This is a genomic window from Streptomyces sp. NPDC051109 (genome assembly GCF_044455885.1).
In the GTDB taxonomy this organism is placed as follows: domain Bacteria; phylum Actinomycetota; class Actinomycetes; order Streptomycetales; family Streptomycetaceae; genus Streptomyces.
Genome location: NZ_JBITFF010000025.1, coordinates 23,355 through 39,223 on the forward strand (window position 1 = coordinate 23,355; position 15,869 = coordinate 39,223).

At 73.1% G+C, this 15,869-nt stretch carries 14 protein-coding genes; 5 read left to right on the forward strand and 9 right to left on the reverse strand.

Going from position 1 to position 15,869, the window contains the following annotated elements:
* Positions 1 to 37 precede the first annotated feature (37 nt).
* Entirely contained in the window at positions 38 to 2,491 is a 2,454-nt protein-coding gene (locus tag ACIBAD_RS32335) for an SCO5717 family growth-regulating ATPase (protein ID WP_398910283.1), read from the forward strand.
* 97 nt (positions 2,492 to 2,588) lie between these two features.
* Here ACIBAD_RS32335 and ACIBAD_RS32340 read toward each other — a convergent pair whose 3' ends face one another.
* From ACIBAD_RS32340 to rimP, 8 genes are all read right to left on the reverse strand, one after another.
* Positions 2,589 to 3,545 carry a bifunctional riboflavin kinase/FAD synthetase gene (locus ACIBAD_RS32340; protein WP_134070730.1) on the reverse strand — a complete coding sequence of 319 codons (957 nt, stop codon included), beginning with the start codon at positions 3,543 to 3,545 and terminating at the stop codon, positions 2,589 to 2,591.
* A 355-nt stretch (positions 3,546 to 3,900) separates the two neighbouring features.
* The gene (truB, locus tag ACIBAD_RS32345; protein WP_398910286.1) at positions 3,901 to 4,809 is read right to left on the reverse strand and encodes a tRNA pseudouridine(55) synthase TruB; all 909 of its coding nucleotides are present in this window, start codon (positions 4,807 to 4,809) and stop codon (positions 3,901 to 3,903) included.
* A complete protein-coding gene (rbfA, locus tag ACIBAD_RS32350) occupies positions 4,806 to 5,267 on the reverse strand; it encodes a 30S ribosome-binding factor RbfA (protein WP_030708679.1) in 462 nt (153 codons plus the stop codon). The genes truB and rbfA overlap by 4 nt, the downstream gene beginning before the upstream one ends.
* A 28-nt stretch (positions 5,268 to 5,295) precedes the next feature.
* Entirely contained in the window at positions 5,296 to 5,589 is a 294-nt protein-coding gene (locus tag ACIBAD_RS32355; RefSeq protein ID WP_030651158.1) for a DUF503 domain-containing protein, read from the reverse strand.
* A 153-nt stretch (positions 5,590 to 5,742) separates the two neighbouring features.
* Positions 5,743 to 8,868 (reverse strand): translation initiation factor IF-2, encoded by a 3,126-nt coding sequence (gene infB / locus ACIBAD_RS32360; protein WP_134070734.1) that lies wholly within the window; start codon positions 8,866 to 8,868, stop codon positions 5,743 to 5,745.
* A gap of 148 nt (positions 8,869 to 9,016) precedes the next feature.
* Positions 9,017 to 9,304: a YlxR family protein gene (locus tag ACIBAD_RS32365; protein WP_078622365.1), complete on the reverse strand. Its 288-nt coding sequence runs from the start codon at positions 9,302 to 9,304 to the stop codon at positions 9,017 to 9,019.
* Between the two features lie 119 nt (positions 9,305 to 9,423).
* On the reverse strand, positions 9,424 to 10,434 hold the full coding sequence (gene nusA / locus ACIBAD_RS32370; RefSeq protein ID WP_030161474.1) for a transcription termination factor NusA: 1,011 nt from the start codon (positions 10,432 to 10,434) through the stop codon (positions 9,424 to 9,426).
* A gap of 2 nt (positions 10,435 to 10,436) precedes the next feature.
* Positions 10,437 to 10,934 (reverse strand): ribosome maturation factor RimP, encoded by a 498-nt coding sequence (gene rimP / locus ACIBAD_RS32375; protein ID WP_134070736.1) that lies wholly within the window; start codon positions 10,932 to 10,934, stop codon positions 10,437 to 10,439.
* Between the two features lie 156 nt (positions 10,935 to 11,090).
* Here rimP and ACIBAD_RS32380 point away from each other — a divergent pair, with 156 nt between their 5' ends.
* The 4 genes from ACIBAD_RS32380 (at position 11,091) to ACIBAD_RS32395 (ending at position 14,128) form a co-directional block, all read left to right on the forward strand.
* Complete coding sequence (locus ACIBAD_RS32380; RefSeq protein WP_398910290.1) at positions 11,091 to 11,651, forward strand: hypothetical protein; 561 nt, start codon at positions 11,091 to 11,093, stop codon at positions 11,649 to 11,651.
* A complete protein-coding gene (locus ACIBAD_RS32385) occupies positions 11,648 to 12,106 on the forward strand; it encodes a ferritin-like domain-containing protein (protein ID WP_398910292.1) in 459 nt (152 codons plus the stop codon). The genes ACIBAD_RS32380 and ACIBAD_RS32385 overlap by 4 nt, the downstream gene beginning before the upstream one ends.
* Before the next feature lie 16 nt (positions 12,107 to 12,122).
* Positions 12,123 to 13,025 (forward strand): aminoglycoside phosphotransferase family protein, encoded by a 903-nt coding sequence (locus ACIBAD_RS32390; protein WP_134070740.1) that lies wholly within the window; start codon positions 12,123 to 12,125, stop codon positions 13,023 to 13,025.
* Between the two features lie 119 nt (positions 13,026 to 13,144).
* Positions 13,145 to 14,128 carry an SPFH domain-containing protein gene (locus ACIBAD_RS32395; RefSeq protein WP_398910294.1) on the forward strand — a complete coding sequence of 328 codons (984 nt, stop codon included), beginning with the start codon at positions 13,145 to 13,147 and terminating at the stop codon, positions 14,126 to 14,128.
* Between the two features lie 28 nt (positions 14,129 to 14,156).
* Here ACIBAD_RS32395 and ACIBAD_RS32400 read toward each other — a convergent pair whose 3' ends face one another.
* On the reverse strand, positions 14,157 to 15,851 hold the full coding sequence (locus ACIBAD_RS32400) for a proline--tRNA ligase (RefSeq protein WP_398910296.1): 1,695 nt from the start codon (positions 15,849 to 15,851) through the stop codon (positions 14,157 to 14,159).
* Positions 15,852 to 15,869 lie beyond the last annotated feature (18 nt).

Consider the following 15,869-nt stretch of genomic DNA (forward strand, 5'->3'; position numbering starts at 1 on the left):
GGGCGCCGGACCAGTGTTCGACAGACCAGGAGGACCAGTGAGCGGCGATCGGAACGAGAGGCGCGGCGGGACTTGGGACGTCCCGACGGACGATCAGTCCGACGCGGAGCCCGAGGTGACGGGCGAGTTCACCATCGACTACACCCCGCCGGCCTGGTACACGCAGGGCGCGGCTCCGGCCACCCCCGTGCCGGGGCTTCCCGTGGGCAGCGGCTTCGAACCCCACCGCCCGTCGGACGTGGCCTCGCCCCCGACGATGCGGATCGCCCCGCCGGCCCCGCGCACTCCGTCGGACGGTGCGGGCGCGCCTTCCCCCTTCCCCGCCCCGGCGCCCGCCGACGACGCCGCCCCGGCCGCGCCTCCGGCTCCGGCTCCCTTCAGCACACCGGCCGACACGCCCCCGGCGTACCCGGCGCCCGCCCCGGCCGCGACGGCACCGGCCCCCGCCGACGCGCCCCCGGTGCTCCCGGTACCGGCCCCCGCCGACACGCCCCCGGCCCCGGCGGCACCGGCCGACGGCAGCGGCGCCCCCGCGTCCGAGGCGCCCGCTCCGCCGGCCCCGGCCCCCTTCGCCGCCCCGGCCCTCCCGGCACCGGTCGACGCGCCCGCGCTGCCGGCTCCGGTCCAGGTCCCGGCGCCCTTCGCCGCCGAGCCCTCGGACGCGCCCGAGCCGCTGGTGAAGGCCTCCTTCGAGGCGCCCGTCCCCGCCCAGCGGCAGGACACCCCGCCCGACGGGACGCCCGTCCCGTTCGCGAGCACCGAGCCCGCCGCCGGGGAGGAGGAGCCCCGGGACGCGGTCCCCGTGCCGGAGGCTCCGAAGCCCGTCAGCCCCGCGGAGGCGGTTCACCCGCCCGTGGACGCCCCCTTCGGAGGACCCGGCGGCGAACTCCCGGCGCTGCCGCCCGCGTTCCCCTCCAGCCCGGCACCGCAGGACGGGTACGGCTTCCCGCCCGCCCCCGGTCCGGCCCCGACCGCGCCCCGGGACGGGTACGGGTTCCCCCCCTCCCCCGGCCCCTCGGCGACCGCCCCCCAGCAGGGCTACGGGTTCCCCCAGGCCCCCGTCCCCGCCGCGCCCGCGCCGCAGGACGGGTACGGCTTCCCCCCGGCTCCCGCACCGGCGCAGCCGATGCCGCAGCCTCAGCCGCCCGTGGACGCGAGCGACTACGCGTTCCCGCCCGCTCAGCCCGCGCCCGTACCGCCGCAGCACCAGCAGCCGGCGCCGCAGCCGCAGTACGACCCCCGTACCGGCGCCCAGTGGTCCGCCGGGCCCCAGCCCGGTCCCCAGCCGCACGACCCGCGCTACCAGCCCGGCCCGGGCACCGGCGGCGGCGCGCCCCTCGGCTACACCGCCGCCGTCGAGCTGTCCTCGGACCGCCTGCTGCGCGGCAAGCAGAAGCCGCGGCCCCAGCGCTCCGGGTTCCGGTTCGGCGGCAAGGCCGCCGAGGCCGAGCGCCTGCGCAAGCTGGAGCTGATCCGCACCCCGGTCATCTCCTGCTACCGCATCGCCGTCATCAGCCTCAAGGGCGGCGTCGGCAAGACCACGACCACGACCGCCCTCGGCGCCACCCTCGCCACCGAGCGCCAGGACAAGATCCTGGCCATCGACGCGAACCCCGACGCCGGCACCCTCGGCCGCCGGGTCCGCCGCGAGACCGGGGCCACGATCCGGGACCTGGTCCAGGCGATCCCGTACCTGAACTCGTACATGGACATCCGGCGGTTCACCTCCCAGGCCCCCTCCGGCCTGGAGATCATCGCCAACGACGTGGACCCGGCCGTCTCCACGACGTTCAACGACGAGGACTACCGCCGCGTCATCGACACGCTCGGCCGCCAGTACCCGATCATCCTCACCGACTCGGGCACCGGTCTCCTCTACTCCGCCATGCGGGGCGTCCTGGACCTGGCGGATCAGCTGATCATCATCTCGACCCCTTCGGTGGACGGCGCCAGCAGCGCGAGCACCACGCTCGACTGGCTCTCCGCGCACGGGTACGCCGATCTCGTCTCCCGCTCGATCACCGTCATCTCGGGGGTCCGCGAGACCGCCAAGATGATCAAGGTCGAGGACATCGTGCAGCACTTCGAGACCCGCTGCCGGGGCGTCGTCGTGGTCCCGTTCGACGAGCACCTCGCGGCCGGCGCCGAGGTCGACCTCGACATGCTGCGGCCGAAGACCCGAGAGGCGTACTTCAACCTCTCCGCACTCGTCGCCGAGGACTTCCTCCGCGCGGCCCAGCAGGCCCCCCAGGGCCACTGGGGCGCGCCTCAGCAGCCGCAGCCCCAGCCCCCACCGCACCAGCAGGCTCCGCAGCAGCCGCAGCCGCAGCCGCAGGGCCAGCCGTACGGCCAGCCCCAGGGCCCGTCCCCCTACCAGCAGCCTCCGCAGCCGTACGCCCAGCCGTATCCGCAGCCCGGCCAGCCCTGGCAGCCCCAGCAGCAGCCGCCCCACCACCCGCAGCAGCCCCCGCGCGACCCGCGCCTCGGCTGACGGCGGCGACCGCCGACGAGAAGGGCCCGTACCTCCCCCGGGGGAGGTACGGGCCCTGGCGCTTTCGGGGCGGTGGGCGCAGCCGTCGCGACCCGGCTCAGCGCTCCGCGTCGTACGACTCGGTCAGCGTCCGCGCCCGCTTCACGTCGTCCGCGATCGCTTCGAGGAGGCCGTCCAGCGATTCGAACTTCGCCATGCCGCGCACGTACGCGAGAAAGTCCACGGTGACGTGCAGGCCGTACAGGTCCAGGCCGACCCGGTCGATCGCGTACGCCTCCACCGTCCGCTCGGTGGCGTCGAACTGCAGGTTCGTGCCGACCGAGATCGCGGCCGGCATCCGCTCGCCGTTGGCCGTGAGCCAGCCCGCGTACACGCCGTCCGCCGGGATCGCGGTGTGCGGGGGCGTCTCGACGTTGGCGGTCGGGTAGCCGAGCTCGCGCCCGCGCTGGGCGCCGCGTACGACGACGCCCTCCACCCGGTGCGGGCGGCCCAGGATCTCGGCCGCGCCCTCCATGTCGCCTTCGGCGACCAGCCTGCGCGCCAGCGTGGAGGAGAAGGGCACGCCGCCGCCCGCCTCGCCGCGCTCGACCAGGTCCACGACGTCGACCTCGTAGTCGTAGGTGGCGCCCAGCTCGCGGAGGAAGTCGACGTTCCCGGCGGCCCGGTGGCCGAAGCGGAAGTTCGGACCCTCGATGACGGCGCGCGCGTGCAGCTTGTCGACGAGCACCTTCACGATGAAGTCGGCCGGGGAGAGCTGCGAGAACTCCGCCGTGAACGGCAGGATCAGCAGCGCGTCCACACCCAGTCCGGCCATCAGTTCGGCACGGCGGTCGTACGGCGCCAGGATCGGCGGGTGGCTGCCGGGGCGCACGACCTCGCTCGGGTGCGGGCTGAAGGTGACGACGACGGACGGGACGCCGAGCGCGCGGGCCTTGGCCACGGCCCGCCCGATGATCAGCTGATGGCCCCGGTGCACACCGTCGTACGAGCCGATGGTGACGACGCTGCGTCCCCAGTCCTGGGGGATGTCCTCCAAGCCACGCCAGCGCTGCACTGTGACCGCTCCTCGCCCGAACCGTGTAGGCCCTTGTACTGGTTGCCGATTGCTGGTCTAAGACTGCCATGCCCGTGCCCGGGGCCCCGCATCGGCATCTGGCTGGGGGCCGTCTCCGTCATCTCGGGAAGGCGGCGCCCCCGGCGGGAGGGGCACGGGGGCGAAAGCGCCCCCTTACGCTCCCTCCAGTCACTCCGAGCGCCTGCCCGGACGGGTGAATACGAGGGCCCGACTGGATAGAGACCTACCCGAGGGGGGTCGTGGAGCGGTGAGCGGCAGGAGATGTGCGCTCACCGCTCCACGTCACAGCGGACCAGCGGGTCGGCGGGTCGGCGGGTCCTGGGAGACCGGCGGATCAGGCGAAGACCGCCAGCGACTTCGCCTTGCCGCCCTTGCTCTCCACGAGACCGAGCAGCACGCCGTCCGGCCCGTAGACCGCCACCGTCTGCCCCGCGGGGTACGCGTCCGGCATGTCGATCCGCACGCCGTTGGCGAGCAGCGAGGCCCGCCGGGCGTCGAGGTCCCAGCGCGGGAAGGCCGCGGCCGCCGCCTCGCCGATGGGCATGACGGTCAGCTCCTCCTGGAGCTGGTCCAGGGTCCGCGCCCGGTCGATCTTGTACGGGCCCACCCGGGTGCGCCGCAGCGCGGTCAGGTGGCCGCCGACGCCGAGGTCGGCGCCCAGGTCACGGGCGAGCGCGCGGATGTACGTACCGCTGGAGCAGACGACGGAGACGACGAGGTCGACGACCTTGGTGCCGTCCTCGGCTTCCGCGTCCCGCATGTCGTACACCTGGAAGGAGGAGATCGTCACCGGCCGGGCCGGGATCTCGAAGTCCTCGCCGTCCCGGGCGCGCTTGTAGGAGCGCACGCCCTTGATCTTGATGGCGCTGACCTTCGACGGGACCTGCATGATCTCGCCGGACAGCTTGGCGATGCCCTGGTCCACGGCCTCGCGCGTCACCGAGGAGGCGTCCGCCGAGGAGGTGACCTCACCCTCCGCGTCGTCCGTCAGCGTGTTCTGGCCGAGGCGGATCGTCCCGAGGTATTCCTTCTCGGTGAGCGCGAGGTGGCCGAGGAGCTTGGTGGCCTTCTCGACGCCCAGGACGAGGACGCCCGTCGCCATCGGGTCGAGCGTGCCGGCGTGGCCGACGCGGCGGGTCTTGGCGATCCCGCGCATCTTGGCGACCACGTCGTGCGAAGTGAAGCCGGACGGCTTGTCGACGATGACAAGGCCGTCCGGCGTCTTTCCTACCTGCGTGCTCATTCCGCGGCTGCGTCCTCGTCGGAGTCGTCGGCGTCCTCGCCCGGCTTCTTGTACGGGTCGGCGTCCCCGGCGTACTGGGCGCCGGAGGACACCTCGCGCACCTGGGCGTCGGAGGTCCGCGCCTTCTCGAGGAGGTCCTCGATGGTCTTGGCGTTCTCCGGGAGGGCGTCCGCGACGAAGGTCAGGGTGGGCGTGAACTTGGTGCCCGCCGCCCGGCCGACCGCGGAGCGCAGTACGCCCTTGGCGCTTTCGAGGCCCGCCGCCGCGCTGGCGCGGTCCTCGTCGTCACCGTAGACCGTGTAGAAGACCGTGGCCTCCCGCAGGTCGCCGGTGACCCGGGTGTCCGTGATGGTCACGTGCGTACCGAGGCGGGGGTCCTTGACACCACGCTGCAGCTTCTCGGCCACCACCTCCCGGATGAGGTCCGCCAGCTTCTTCGCCCGCGCATTGTCGGCCACTGGTCCGTCTCCTTCTTATGTCTTGCAGTCAGTCTTCATCACCGTGCAGCCGCCGTCTCACCGACAGCAGCTCCACTTCCGGACGTGCCGCGACCAGCCGCTCGCAGCGGTCCAGTACATCCGAGAGGAACCCCGCGTCCCCACTGACCAGAGCGACCCCGATACGGGCCCTGCGGTGCAGATCCTGGTCGCCCACTTCGGCCGCGCTCACGGAGAACTTGCGTTGGAGCTCGGCGACGATGGGCCGGACGACAGAGCGTTTCTCCTTCAACGAGTGGACGTCGCCGAGGAGCAGATCGAAGGACAGAGTCCCCACGTACATTCAGTTCCGGATATCCCGCCGGTGCGGGTTCGGTGGCCTGCCGGCCGTCGCGCGGCAGGGTCACCAGAACCGTACACGCAACGGCCGGGGCCGATCGACGGATATTCCGCCGACCGGCCCCGGGCTTACGACACGGTGCGAACCGCCTCGCGCTTACGCGCGGGGCTTCTCGCGCATCTCGTACGTCGCGATGACGTCGTCGATCTTGATGTCGTTGAAGGAACCGAGGTTGATACCACCCTCGAAGCCCTCGCGGATCTCGGTGACGTCGTCCTTGAAGCGGCGCAGACCGGAGATGGTGAGGTTCTCGGCGATGACCTTGCCATCGCGCAGGAGCCGCGCCTTGGTGTTGCGCTTGACCTCGCCGGAGCGGATGAGGACACCCGCGATGTTGCCCAGCTTGGACGAGCGGAAGATCTCGCGGACCTCCGCCGTACCGAGCTCGACCTCTTCGTACTCCGGCTTGAGCAGACCCTTGAGGGCCGCCTCGATCTCCTCGATGGCCTGGTAGATCACCGAGTAGTAGCGGACGTCGACGCCCTCGCGGTCCGCCATCTGCGCGGCACGGCCGGCCGCACGGACGTTGTAACCGATGACGATGGCGTCGGAGCCCATCGCCAGGGCGATGTCGGACTCGGTGACCGCACCCACACCGCGGTGCAGGACGCGGATGTCGACCTCTTCGCCGACGTCGAGCTGGAGCAGCGAGGACTCAAGGGCCTCGACCGCACCGGACGCGTCGCCCTTGATGATGAGGTTGAGTTCCTGGACCAGACCGGCCTTGAGGACCGAGTCGAGGTCTTCCAGGGACACCCGGCGGACACGCTTGGCGAAGTTGGCGTTGCGCTCACGCGCAGCACGCTTCTCGGCGATCTGACGGGCGGTGCGGTCCTCGTCGACGACGAGGAAGTTGTCGCCGGCGCCGGGGACGTTGGTGAGACCCAGGACCAGGACGGGGGTCGACGGACCCGCTTCCTCGACGTTGTTGCCCTTGTCGTCGAGCATGGCGCGCACACGGCCGTAGGCGTCGCCCACGACCATCGTGTCGCCGACGCGGAGGGTACCGCGCTGGACGAGGACGGTGGCAACGGCACCGCGGCCGCGGTCGAGGTGGGACTCGATCGCAATACCCTGAGCGTCCTGCTCCGGGTTGGCGCGCAGGTCGAGCGAGGCGTCGGCGGTGAGGACGACGGCCTCCAGCAGGGAGTCGATGTGCAGACCCTGCTTGGCGGAGATGTCGACGAACATCGTGTCGCCGCCGTACTCCTCGGCGACCAGACCGAACTCGGTGAGCTGACCGCGCACCTTGACCGGGTCGGCACCCTCGACGTCGATCTTGTTGACCGCGACGACGATCGGGACGCCGGCGGCCTTGGCGTGGTTCAGCGCCTCGATCGTCTGCGGCATGACGCCGTCGTTGGCCGCGACCACGAGGATCGCGATGTCGGTCGACTTGGCACCACGGGCACGCATGGCGGTGAACGCCTCGTGACCCGGGGTGTCGATGAAGGTGATCTTGCGGTCTTCACCGTTGACGTTGGTGCCCACCTGGTAGGCACCGATGTGCTGGGTGATGCCGCCGGCCTCGCCCGCGACGACGTTCGTCTTGCGGATGGCGTCGAGCAGTCGGGTCTTGCCGTGGTCGACGTGACCCATGACGGTGACGACCGGGGGACGCGGCATGAGGTATTCCTCGCCGCCCTCGTCCTCGCCGAACTCGATGTCGAAGGTCTCCAGGAGCTCGCGGTCCTCCTCCTCCGGGCTGACGATCTGAACTTCGTAGTTCATCTCGCCCGCGAGGAGCTGGAGGGTCTCGTCGGAGACGGACTGCGTGGCAGTGACCATCTCGCCGAGGTTCATCATGACCGCGACCAGCGACGCCGGGTTGGCGTTGATCTTCTCCGCGAAGTCGGTGAGCGAAGCACCGCGCGACAGGCGAACGGTCTCGCCGTTGCCGCGGGGCAGCATCACGCCGCCGACCGACGGGGCCTGCATGGCCTCGTACTCCTGGCGCCTCTGACGCTTCGACTTGCGACCGCGACGGGCGGGCCCGCCGGGACGGCCGAAGGCACCCTGCGTGCCACCACGGGCACCGGGACCGCCGGGACGGCCACCGAAGCCGGGACGACCGCCGCCGCCGGCGCCGGCCGGGCCGCCGCCGAAGCCGCCGCCACCCGGACGCGGGCCGCCGAAGCCGCCGCCGCCCGCGGGACGCGAGCCGGGACCGGCCGGACGGCCGGCGAAGCCGCCGCCGCCGGGACGACCGGCGCCACCGGGACGCGGGCCGCCGGCACCGGGACCACGGCCACCGGGGCCGCCGCCGGGACGGGGACCGGGACCACCGGCAGCGGGACGCTGCGGCATCATGCCCGGGTTCGGACGGTTACCGCCGGGAGCACCACCGGGACGCGGGGCGCCGCCCTGCGGACGGGGCATGCCGCCCGGGGTCGGACGGCCCGCACCGGGACCCTGGGGACGCGGAGCGCCACCGGGACCGCCCTGCGGGCGGGGAGCACCCTGGCCGCCGCCGGCGCCGGGGGCACCGGGACGGGGAGCGCCGGCCGGACGGGGCGCCTGCGGGCGCGCCATGCCGGTGGAGCCACCGGAGGTGAACGGGTTGTTGCCCGGACGGGGACCGGCCGGACGGGCGCCCTGCGGACGCGGGGTCTGGGAACCGGGACCGGAGGGACGCTGTCCCTGGCCGGGGGCGGTGCCTGCCGGGCGCGGGGCGCCGGGACGGGCGCCGGCCTGGCCGCCCTGGGCCGCGGGACGCTGCTGCGCCGGACGCGGGCCGGGGGTCGCGCCGGGACCGGCGGGACGCTCGGTGCGCGCCGGGGCGGCCGGGGCCGCCGGAGGCGCGGAGAACTCGGTCGCCACGGGAGCCGCCGGAGCGGGCTTCGGGGCGGCCGGGGCCTTCGGACCGGGACGCGGGCCGGGGGCGGCCGGGGTCACCGGGGCGCTGGCGGCCGGAGCCTCGGCAGCGGCCGGCTTGGGGGCCGGGGCGCCGGGCTTCGGGGCAGCGGGACGTGCAACGGCACCCGGGGTGGGAGCCCCGGGCTTGGAGGGCGCGGCCTTGCGGGGCGCGCCCGGCTTCGCAGCGGACTTGCCGGCGTTGCCGCCGGGCCCCTGCAGTGCGTCAGTCAACTTGCGTACAACCGGCGCCTCGATCGTCGAGGACGCCGAACGGACGAACTCACCGAGTTCCTGGAGCTTGGCCATGACGACCTTGCTCTCAACTCCGAACTCCTTGGCGAGTTCGTATACCCGGACCTTAGCCACTTCGCTCCTTTTAGGTCCGGGTTACGCCGGACCGTCGCTACTTCATGGGCGTACTCATCGCGTACTCATCGAGTGCTCATCGCAATCTCGACCTACTTCCAACTCGCGAGGTACCTGACCGCACGGGGTATCCGTGCCGTACTACTTCTTACGGTGTCGCCTCGGCCACGACGGCCACGGCTTTGCTCAGTCCGGTCGTGTCGAGTGCTCCCGGGGACCGAAGGGCCCGGGGGAACGCTCTGCGACGGACCGCCTTGTCCAGACAGACCACGGCAGGGTGCACGTAGGCGCCCCGGCCGGGCAGCGTACCGCTTGGATCAGGGACGCATTCGTCCCCGATCGCCACGATGCGCAGCAGATCGCTCTTGGCCGCTCGCTCCCGACACCCCACACAGGTGCGTTCGGGGCATGCGCGGGCTTGCGTCCGGCCAGACACGCCTAAGTCTACCTCCCCGCACCGACCTCACCCCTTCGGGCGAGAAATCGAACGGATGTTGTCGAGATCTGCTGTCTTGATCCTGTCTACCGGCCGGACAGCTCCGACCGGTACCGGATTTATTCCCCGCCCCGGGCCCGGTCGGCGTCCGGGGACACCTCGGTGTCGGGGCGGATGTCGATGCGCCAGCCGGTGAGCCGCGCGGCGAGGCGGGCGTTCTGGCCCTCCTTGCCGATGGCCAGCGACAGCTGGTAGTCGGGCACGGTCACCCGGGCGGAGCGCGAGTCCCAGTCCACGACCTCGACCTTGCTCACCCGGGCGGGTGACAGCGCGTTCGCGACCATCTCCGCCGGGTCGTCCGACCAGTCGACGATGTCGATCTTCTCACCGTGCAGCTCGGCCATGACGTTGCGCACACGGGCGCCCATCGGGCCGATGCAGGCGCCCTTGGGGTTGAGGCCCGAGCGGGTGGACCGGACGGCGATCTTGGTGCGGTGGCCGGCCTCGCGGGCGATCGCCGAGATCTCGACGCTGCCGTCCGCGATCTCCGGGACCTCCAGCGCGAAGAGCTTCTTCACCAGGTTGGGGTGGGTGCGCGACAGGGTCACGGACGGACCGCGGACACCCTTCGCCACCCGTACGACGTACGCCTTGATGCGCAGGCCGTGGGTGTACTCCTCGCCGGGGACCTGCTCCTGCACCGGCAGGATGGCCTCCAGCTTGCCGATGTCGACGAGGACGTTCTTGGGGTCCTTGCCCTGCTGGACGACGCCGGTGATGACGTCGCCCTCGCGGCCGGCGAACTCACCGAAGGTCAGGTCGTCCTCGGCGTCGCGCAGACGCTGCAGGATCACCTGCTTGGCGGTCGTCGCGGCGATCCGGCCGAAGTCCGACGGGGTGTCGTCGAACTCCTTGGCCTCCTGCCCCTCCTCCAGGTCCCGCGGGTCCTCCGTCGCCCAAACGACGACGTGGCCGTTGGTGCGGTCCAGCACAACGCGGGCGCGCCGGAAGCTGCCCTCGGTGCGGTGGTACGCGATGAGGAGGGCCGACTCGATCGCCTCGACGAGCAGGTCGAAGGAGATCTCCTTCTCCCGGACCAGACCCCGCAGGGCACTCATGTCGATGTCCACGGCTACGCCTCCTCTTCCTTCTTGTCCTTGCGGTTGAACTCGATCTCGACCCGCGCCTTGGCGATGTCGGTGAAAGCAATGCGGCGGGCGGTCGCCTTGCGGCCCTTCACGCCCGGAACCTCAAGGTCCATTCCCTCGTCGTCCACGTCGAGGATGCGGGCGATCAGTTCCCCGCCCTCGGCGAGCTGGAACTTCACGAGGCGGTCGATCGCCCGTACGTAGTGACGGTGCTCGGTCAGCGGGCGGTCGGCGCCCGGCGAGCTCACTTCGAGGACGTACTCGTCCTCGCCCATCACGTCGGATTCGTCGAGCTGGTCGGAGACCTCGCGGCTCAGCTCTGCACACGCGTCCAGTTCCACGCCCTCGTCGGAGTCCACGATGACGCGCAGCATCCGGCGCTTGCCGGCCTTGGACATCTCGATGTCCTCAAGGTCCAGGCCCTTGGCGGCGACGAGCGGCTCCAGCAATGCGCGCAGCCTGTCGCTCTGGGTGGTGCTCATCCGGGTGACTCCTCGGCCGCGTGTGCTGTTGTGGTTTACGTCGCGTGTCAGGTCAAAGGGTATCCGGTCGCGGAGGGTGTTGCCGTCCGCCGTCGGGCCGGGGCCCCGGGTACGGTGATCACACCCTGCCCCGCCACCACCTCCGAGGACGTCTCCGTGCCCTGGACCCTGCCTTCGCGGCCCTCTCGCAGGAGCCTGCTCGCCGGCGCCGCCGACGCGGCCGGCGCCGCGCTGCTCACCGGGTGCTCCGACGGGGGCGGCCCGTCGGGCACCGACGCCGGGGTTTCACTCGAACGGCGGATGCGGGAGACGGCGGTTCGAGACAGCGAGCGGCTGCTGGAACGCTACGACGCGACCGCGGCCGCCCATCCGGCCCTCGCCGCGCGCCTCGCGCCGCTGCGCTCCGCGGTCGCCGCCCACGCGGGGGCGCTCGCCTCCGCGGACGCCCCGGCCGACAGGACCGCGAGCTCCGCCCCGCCGTCCCCGTCGACCTCGTCCGCCGCGGCCGGCGCCCCCGTGGCGGGCGCCGAGCCCGTGCCGCCGAAGCCCGAGGAGGCCCTGACCGCCCTCGCGGACGCGGAGCGGAGCCTCGCCGAGGCGCGGACCGTCACCCTCGCCGGGGCGCCCGGGGAGCTGGCCCGGCTGCTGGCCTCGGTGGCCGCCTGCGGCGCCGTACACGCGTACCTGCTGACCTCGCCCCAAGGAGACAAGCCGTGAGCCCCGACCCCTCCTCCGCGAGCCGCGCCCTGGAGGCGGCGCAGGCCGCGCTCGCAGCCGAGCACGCGGCCGCCTACGGCTACGGGGTCATCGGCGCCCGGGCCGCCTCCACCCGGTCCGCCGAGGCGCGCGATGCGTACGGCGGCCACCTGTCCCGCCGGGACGCGCTCGCCCGGACGGTGCGCGAGATGGGCGGCTCGCCGCGGCCCGCGGAGGCGGCGTACGCCCTGCCCTTCGAGGTGCGCACCCCGGCCGACGCCGAGCGGCTGGCCGCCGAGATCGAGGACAGGGTGGCGGGCGCCTACTCCGACCTGGTGCGGGCGGCGGACGGCCGGCTGCGCCGTGAGGCGGCCGACGCGCTGAGCGCCGCGGCCGTGCGCGCGGCACGCTGGCGCGGGGTCGGCGTAGCCTTCCCTGGGCTCACGGAACGTGGAGAACGAGCTCGGACCAGCTGAAAGGGACCACGCACGCATGGCTTTCGAACCGCCGCAGCGGCTTGTACGGGCGCTCGGCGAGACGCCGGAATCGGCGCAGAACGCGGACTGGCTGGGGCAGTTGCCCCGGCTCGCCGAGGAGGCGCTGACACGGCGTGGGGTGCGGGCCCAGCGGGTGCAGGCTCCCGGCGGCCGGAGCAGTCTGGTCCTCCTCGTCCACTACGCCGACGGGACTCCGGCCGCGCTGAAGCTGGCTCCCCCGCAGGCCCGGCCCGACCGGGAGTTGGCCGCGCTGGCGCACTGGGGCGGTTTCGGGTCGGTGCGGGTCCTCGACACCCGCCACCACGAGGAGGACGGGGCGCTGCTGCTGGAGCGGCTCCACCCGGAGGTGTCGCTGCGCTCGCTGCCCGAGGCGAAGGCCCTGCTGGAGGCGTCCGGGACACTGCGCAGGCTGTGGGTGGCCCCGCCGGCGGGGCACCCGTTCGAGACGGTGTCGGAGCGCACCGCGCAGCAGGCGGAGCTCCTGCGCGAGGCGCCGCCGGAGGCCGAGGCGCTGGCGTCCGCCGCGCTCGCGGCCCGCGAGGAGCTGACGGCGCTGCCCGGTGAGGAGCTGCTGCTGCACGGGAACTTCCGGCAGGGCAAGGTGCTGGCGGGCGAGCGGGCGCCGTGGCTGGCGGTGGGGCCGGATCCGCTGGTCGGGGACCGTGCGTACGATCTGGCGCGGCTGGTCCGGGACCGGCTGGAGGACCAGGTCGCCTCCTCGGCGGGGGCGGCGGGAGCCCGGCGCCGGGTGAACAAGCTGGCCGACTCGCTGGAGCTGGACCGGGACCGGCTGCGGGGCTGGACGCTGTTCCGCGCGGTGGAGTCCGGCAACCGGGCGCTGGCCGCGGGGCGGCGCCGGGAGGCGGAGCTGCTGCTGGAATTCGCGGCCTGGTTGTAGGGGGTGCCCTTCGGGCGGGCCGGCCCGGGCCAGGGTCCGGGTCCGAAAGACGCAGCCTGGGCATACCGTAGATACGGGGTGCCTCTTGGATTCCGGTCGGCGCCTCGCGGGAGGCCGTCATGGTCCAGGAACTGCTGGCAGTGGGAATCGGGGCGGCCGCGGCCATCGCGGCGTACTCGGGTGTGGCCGCCCGCGTGGTGCGCCAGTACGAGCGGGGCTTGGTGTTCCGTTTCGGCCGTCTGCGGAAAGGGGTCCGGGGGCCCGGCTTCACCATGATCCTTCCGTTCGTCGACCGCATGCGGAAGGTGAACATGCAGATCGTGACGCTGCCGGTGCCCGCGCAGGAGGGCATCACGCGGGACAACGTCACGGTGCGGGTGGACGCGGTCGTGTACTTCAAGGTCGTGGACCCGGCGAACGCGATCATCGAGGTCGAGGACTACCGCTTCGCGGTGTCGCAGATGGCGCAGACCTCGCTTCGCTCGATCATCGGCAAGTCGGACCTGGACGATCTGCTGTCCAACCGGGAGAAGCTGAACCAGGGGTTGGAGCTGATGATCGACAGCCCTGCGGTGGGCTGGGGCGTGCAGATCGACCGGGTCGAGATCAAGGACGTCTCGCTGCCGGAGACGATGAAGCGGTCGATGGCGCGGCAGGCGGAGGCGGACCGCGAGCGGCGGGCGCGCGTCATCAACGCCGATGCGGAGCTGCAGGCTTCGAAGAAGCTGGCCGAGGCGGCGGCGGTGATGTCGGAGCAGCCGGCCGCGCTGCAGCTGCGGCTGCTGCAGACGGTGGTGGCGGTCGCCGCGGAGAAGAACTCCACGCTGGTCCTGCCGTTCCCGGTGGAACTCCTGCGCTTCCTGGAGCGCGCGGCCCCGACGCCGGGCGGGGCGGAGCCCGCCCCGGATCCCGGGCCCGCGCCCCTGGACGCCGCCCCGGACCCCGGCCCCGCGCCCCTGGACGCCGCCCCGGACCCCGGCCCCGCGCCCCTGGACGCCGCCCCGGACCCCGGGCCCGAACCGGCGGACCCGCCGCCGGAGCCCGGGGCGGACGAGGCCGCCCCCGGCCCCGCGCGACCGGGCGGGGACGAGCCGCCGGCCTAGGGGGTGTCCGGCCGGCCGCCGTACGGGGTCACGTCAGGCGGGCGAGGGCTTCCGCCAGGGGGAGTTCCTCGCGGGTTCCCGTGGCGCGGTGCTGGAGTTCGACCACCTCGTCCGCCGAGCGGCGGCCCGCCACCAGGATCCACGGGACGCCGATCAGCTCGGCGTCCGTGAGCTTCACGCCCGGGGACAGGCCCGCGCGGTCGTCCAGCAGGATCCGCAGCCCGGACCCCGCCAGGGCCTCGGCCGCCCGCTCCGCGAGCCCCAGTTGGACGGCCTTGCCCGCCGCCACCACGTGGACGTCCGCCGGGGCCACCGCCGCCGGCCAGGCCAGGCCCCGTTCGTCGGCGGTCTGTTCGGCCAGCGCGGCCACCGCCCGCGAGACGCCGATCCCGTACGAGCCCATCGTGACCCGCACCGGCTTGCCCTCGCGGCCGAGCACGTCCAGCCCGAAGGCGTCGGCGTACTTGCGGCCCAGCTGGAAGATGTGCCCGATCTCGATCGCCCGGTCCAGCCGGAGCCCGGCGCCGCAGCGCGGGCAGGGGTCGCCCGGCTCGACGACGACCACGTCGAGGTACCGGTCCACCTCGAAGTCGCGCCCGCAGACCACGTTCCGGGCGTGCGTGTCCGGCTTGTTGGCGCCGGTCACCCACGAAGTGCCGGGCGCGACACGGGGGTCGGCGAGGTAGCGGACCTTGCCGAGGCCCTGCGGGCCGACGTATCCGCGCACCAGGTCGGGGCGGTCGACGAAGTCCTCGGCGGTCACCAACTCCACCACCGCCGGGGCCAGATGCTCAGCCAGCTTGCCGAGGTCCACCTCGCGGTCGCCGGGTACGCCCACGGCCGTGATCTCGCCGTCGACCTTCACCAGGAGGTTCTTCAGCGTCGCCGACGCGGGCACGCCGAGGTGCGCGGCGAGGGTCTCGATCGTCGGAGTGTCGGGGGTGTCGACCTCCTCGATCGCGGGGTGCTCGGCGTCCACCGGGGCGAGGGCGAAGGTCACGGCCTCGGTGTTCGCCGCGTAGTCGCAGGACGGGCAGTCCGCGAAGGTGTCCTCGCCCGCCGCCGCGGGCGCCAGGAACTCCTCCGACGCGGAGCCGCCCATCGCGCCCGACACGGCGGACACGATGCGGTGGTCCAGGCCCAGGCGTTCGAAGATCCGCTGGTACGCGGCCCGGTGCAGGGCGTACGACTCGGCGAGACCCTCGTCGCTCACGTCGAAGGAGTACGAGTCCTTCATCTGGAACTCGCGGCCCCGCAGCACGCCGGACCGCGGCCGGGCCTCGTCGCGGTACTTGGTCTGGATCTGGTAGAGCATGACCGGCAGGTCCTTGTAGGACGTGCACTGGTCCTTCACCACGAGGGTGAAGATCTCCTCGTGGGTGGGGCCGAGCAGGTAGTCCGCGCCCTTGCGGTCCTTGAGCCGGAAGAGCAGGTCCCCGTACTCCGACCAGCGCCCGCTGACCTCGTACGGCTCCTTCGGCAGCAGCGCCGGGAGCAGCACCTCCTGGGCCCCGATCGCGTCCATCTCCTCGCGGACGATGCGCGAGACGTTGTCGAGGACCTTCTTGCCGAGCGGCAGCCAGGTCCACACTCCGGCGGAGCTGCGGCGGACGTAGCCGGCGCGTACGAGGAGCCGGTGGCTGAGGGTCTCCGCGTCGGCCGGGTCCTCGCGGAGGGTCTTGGCCATGAGGCGGGACATGCGCTGCACGTGTTGCGATGACATGTCGGGAGGCTACCGGGG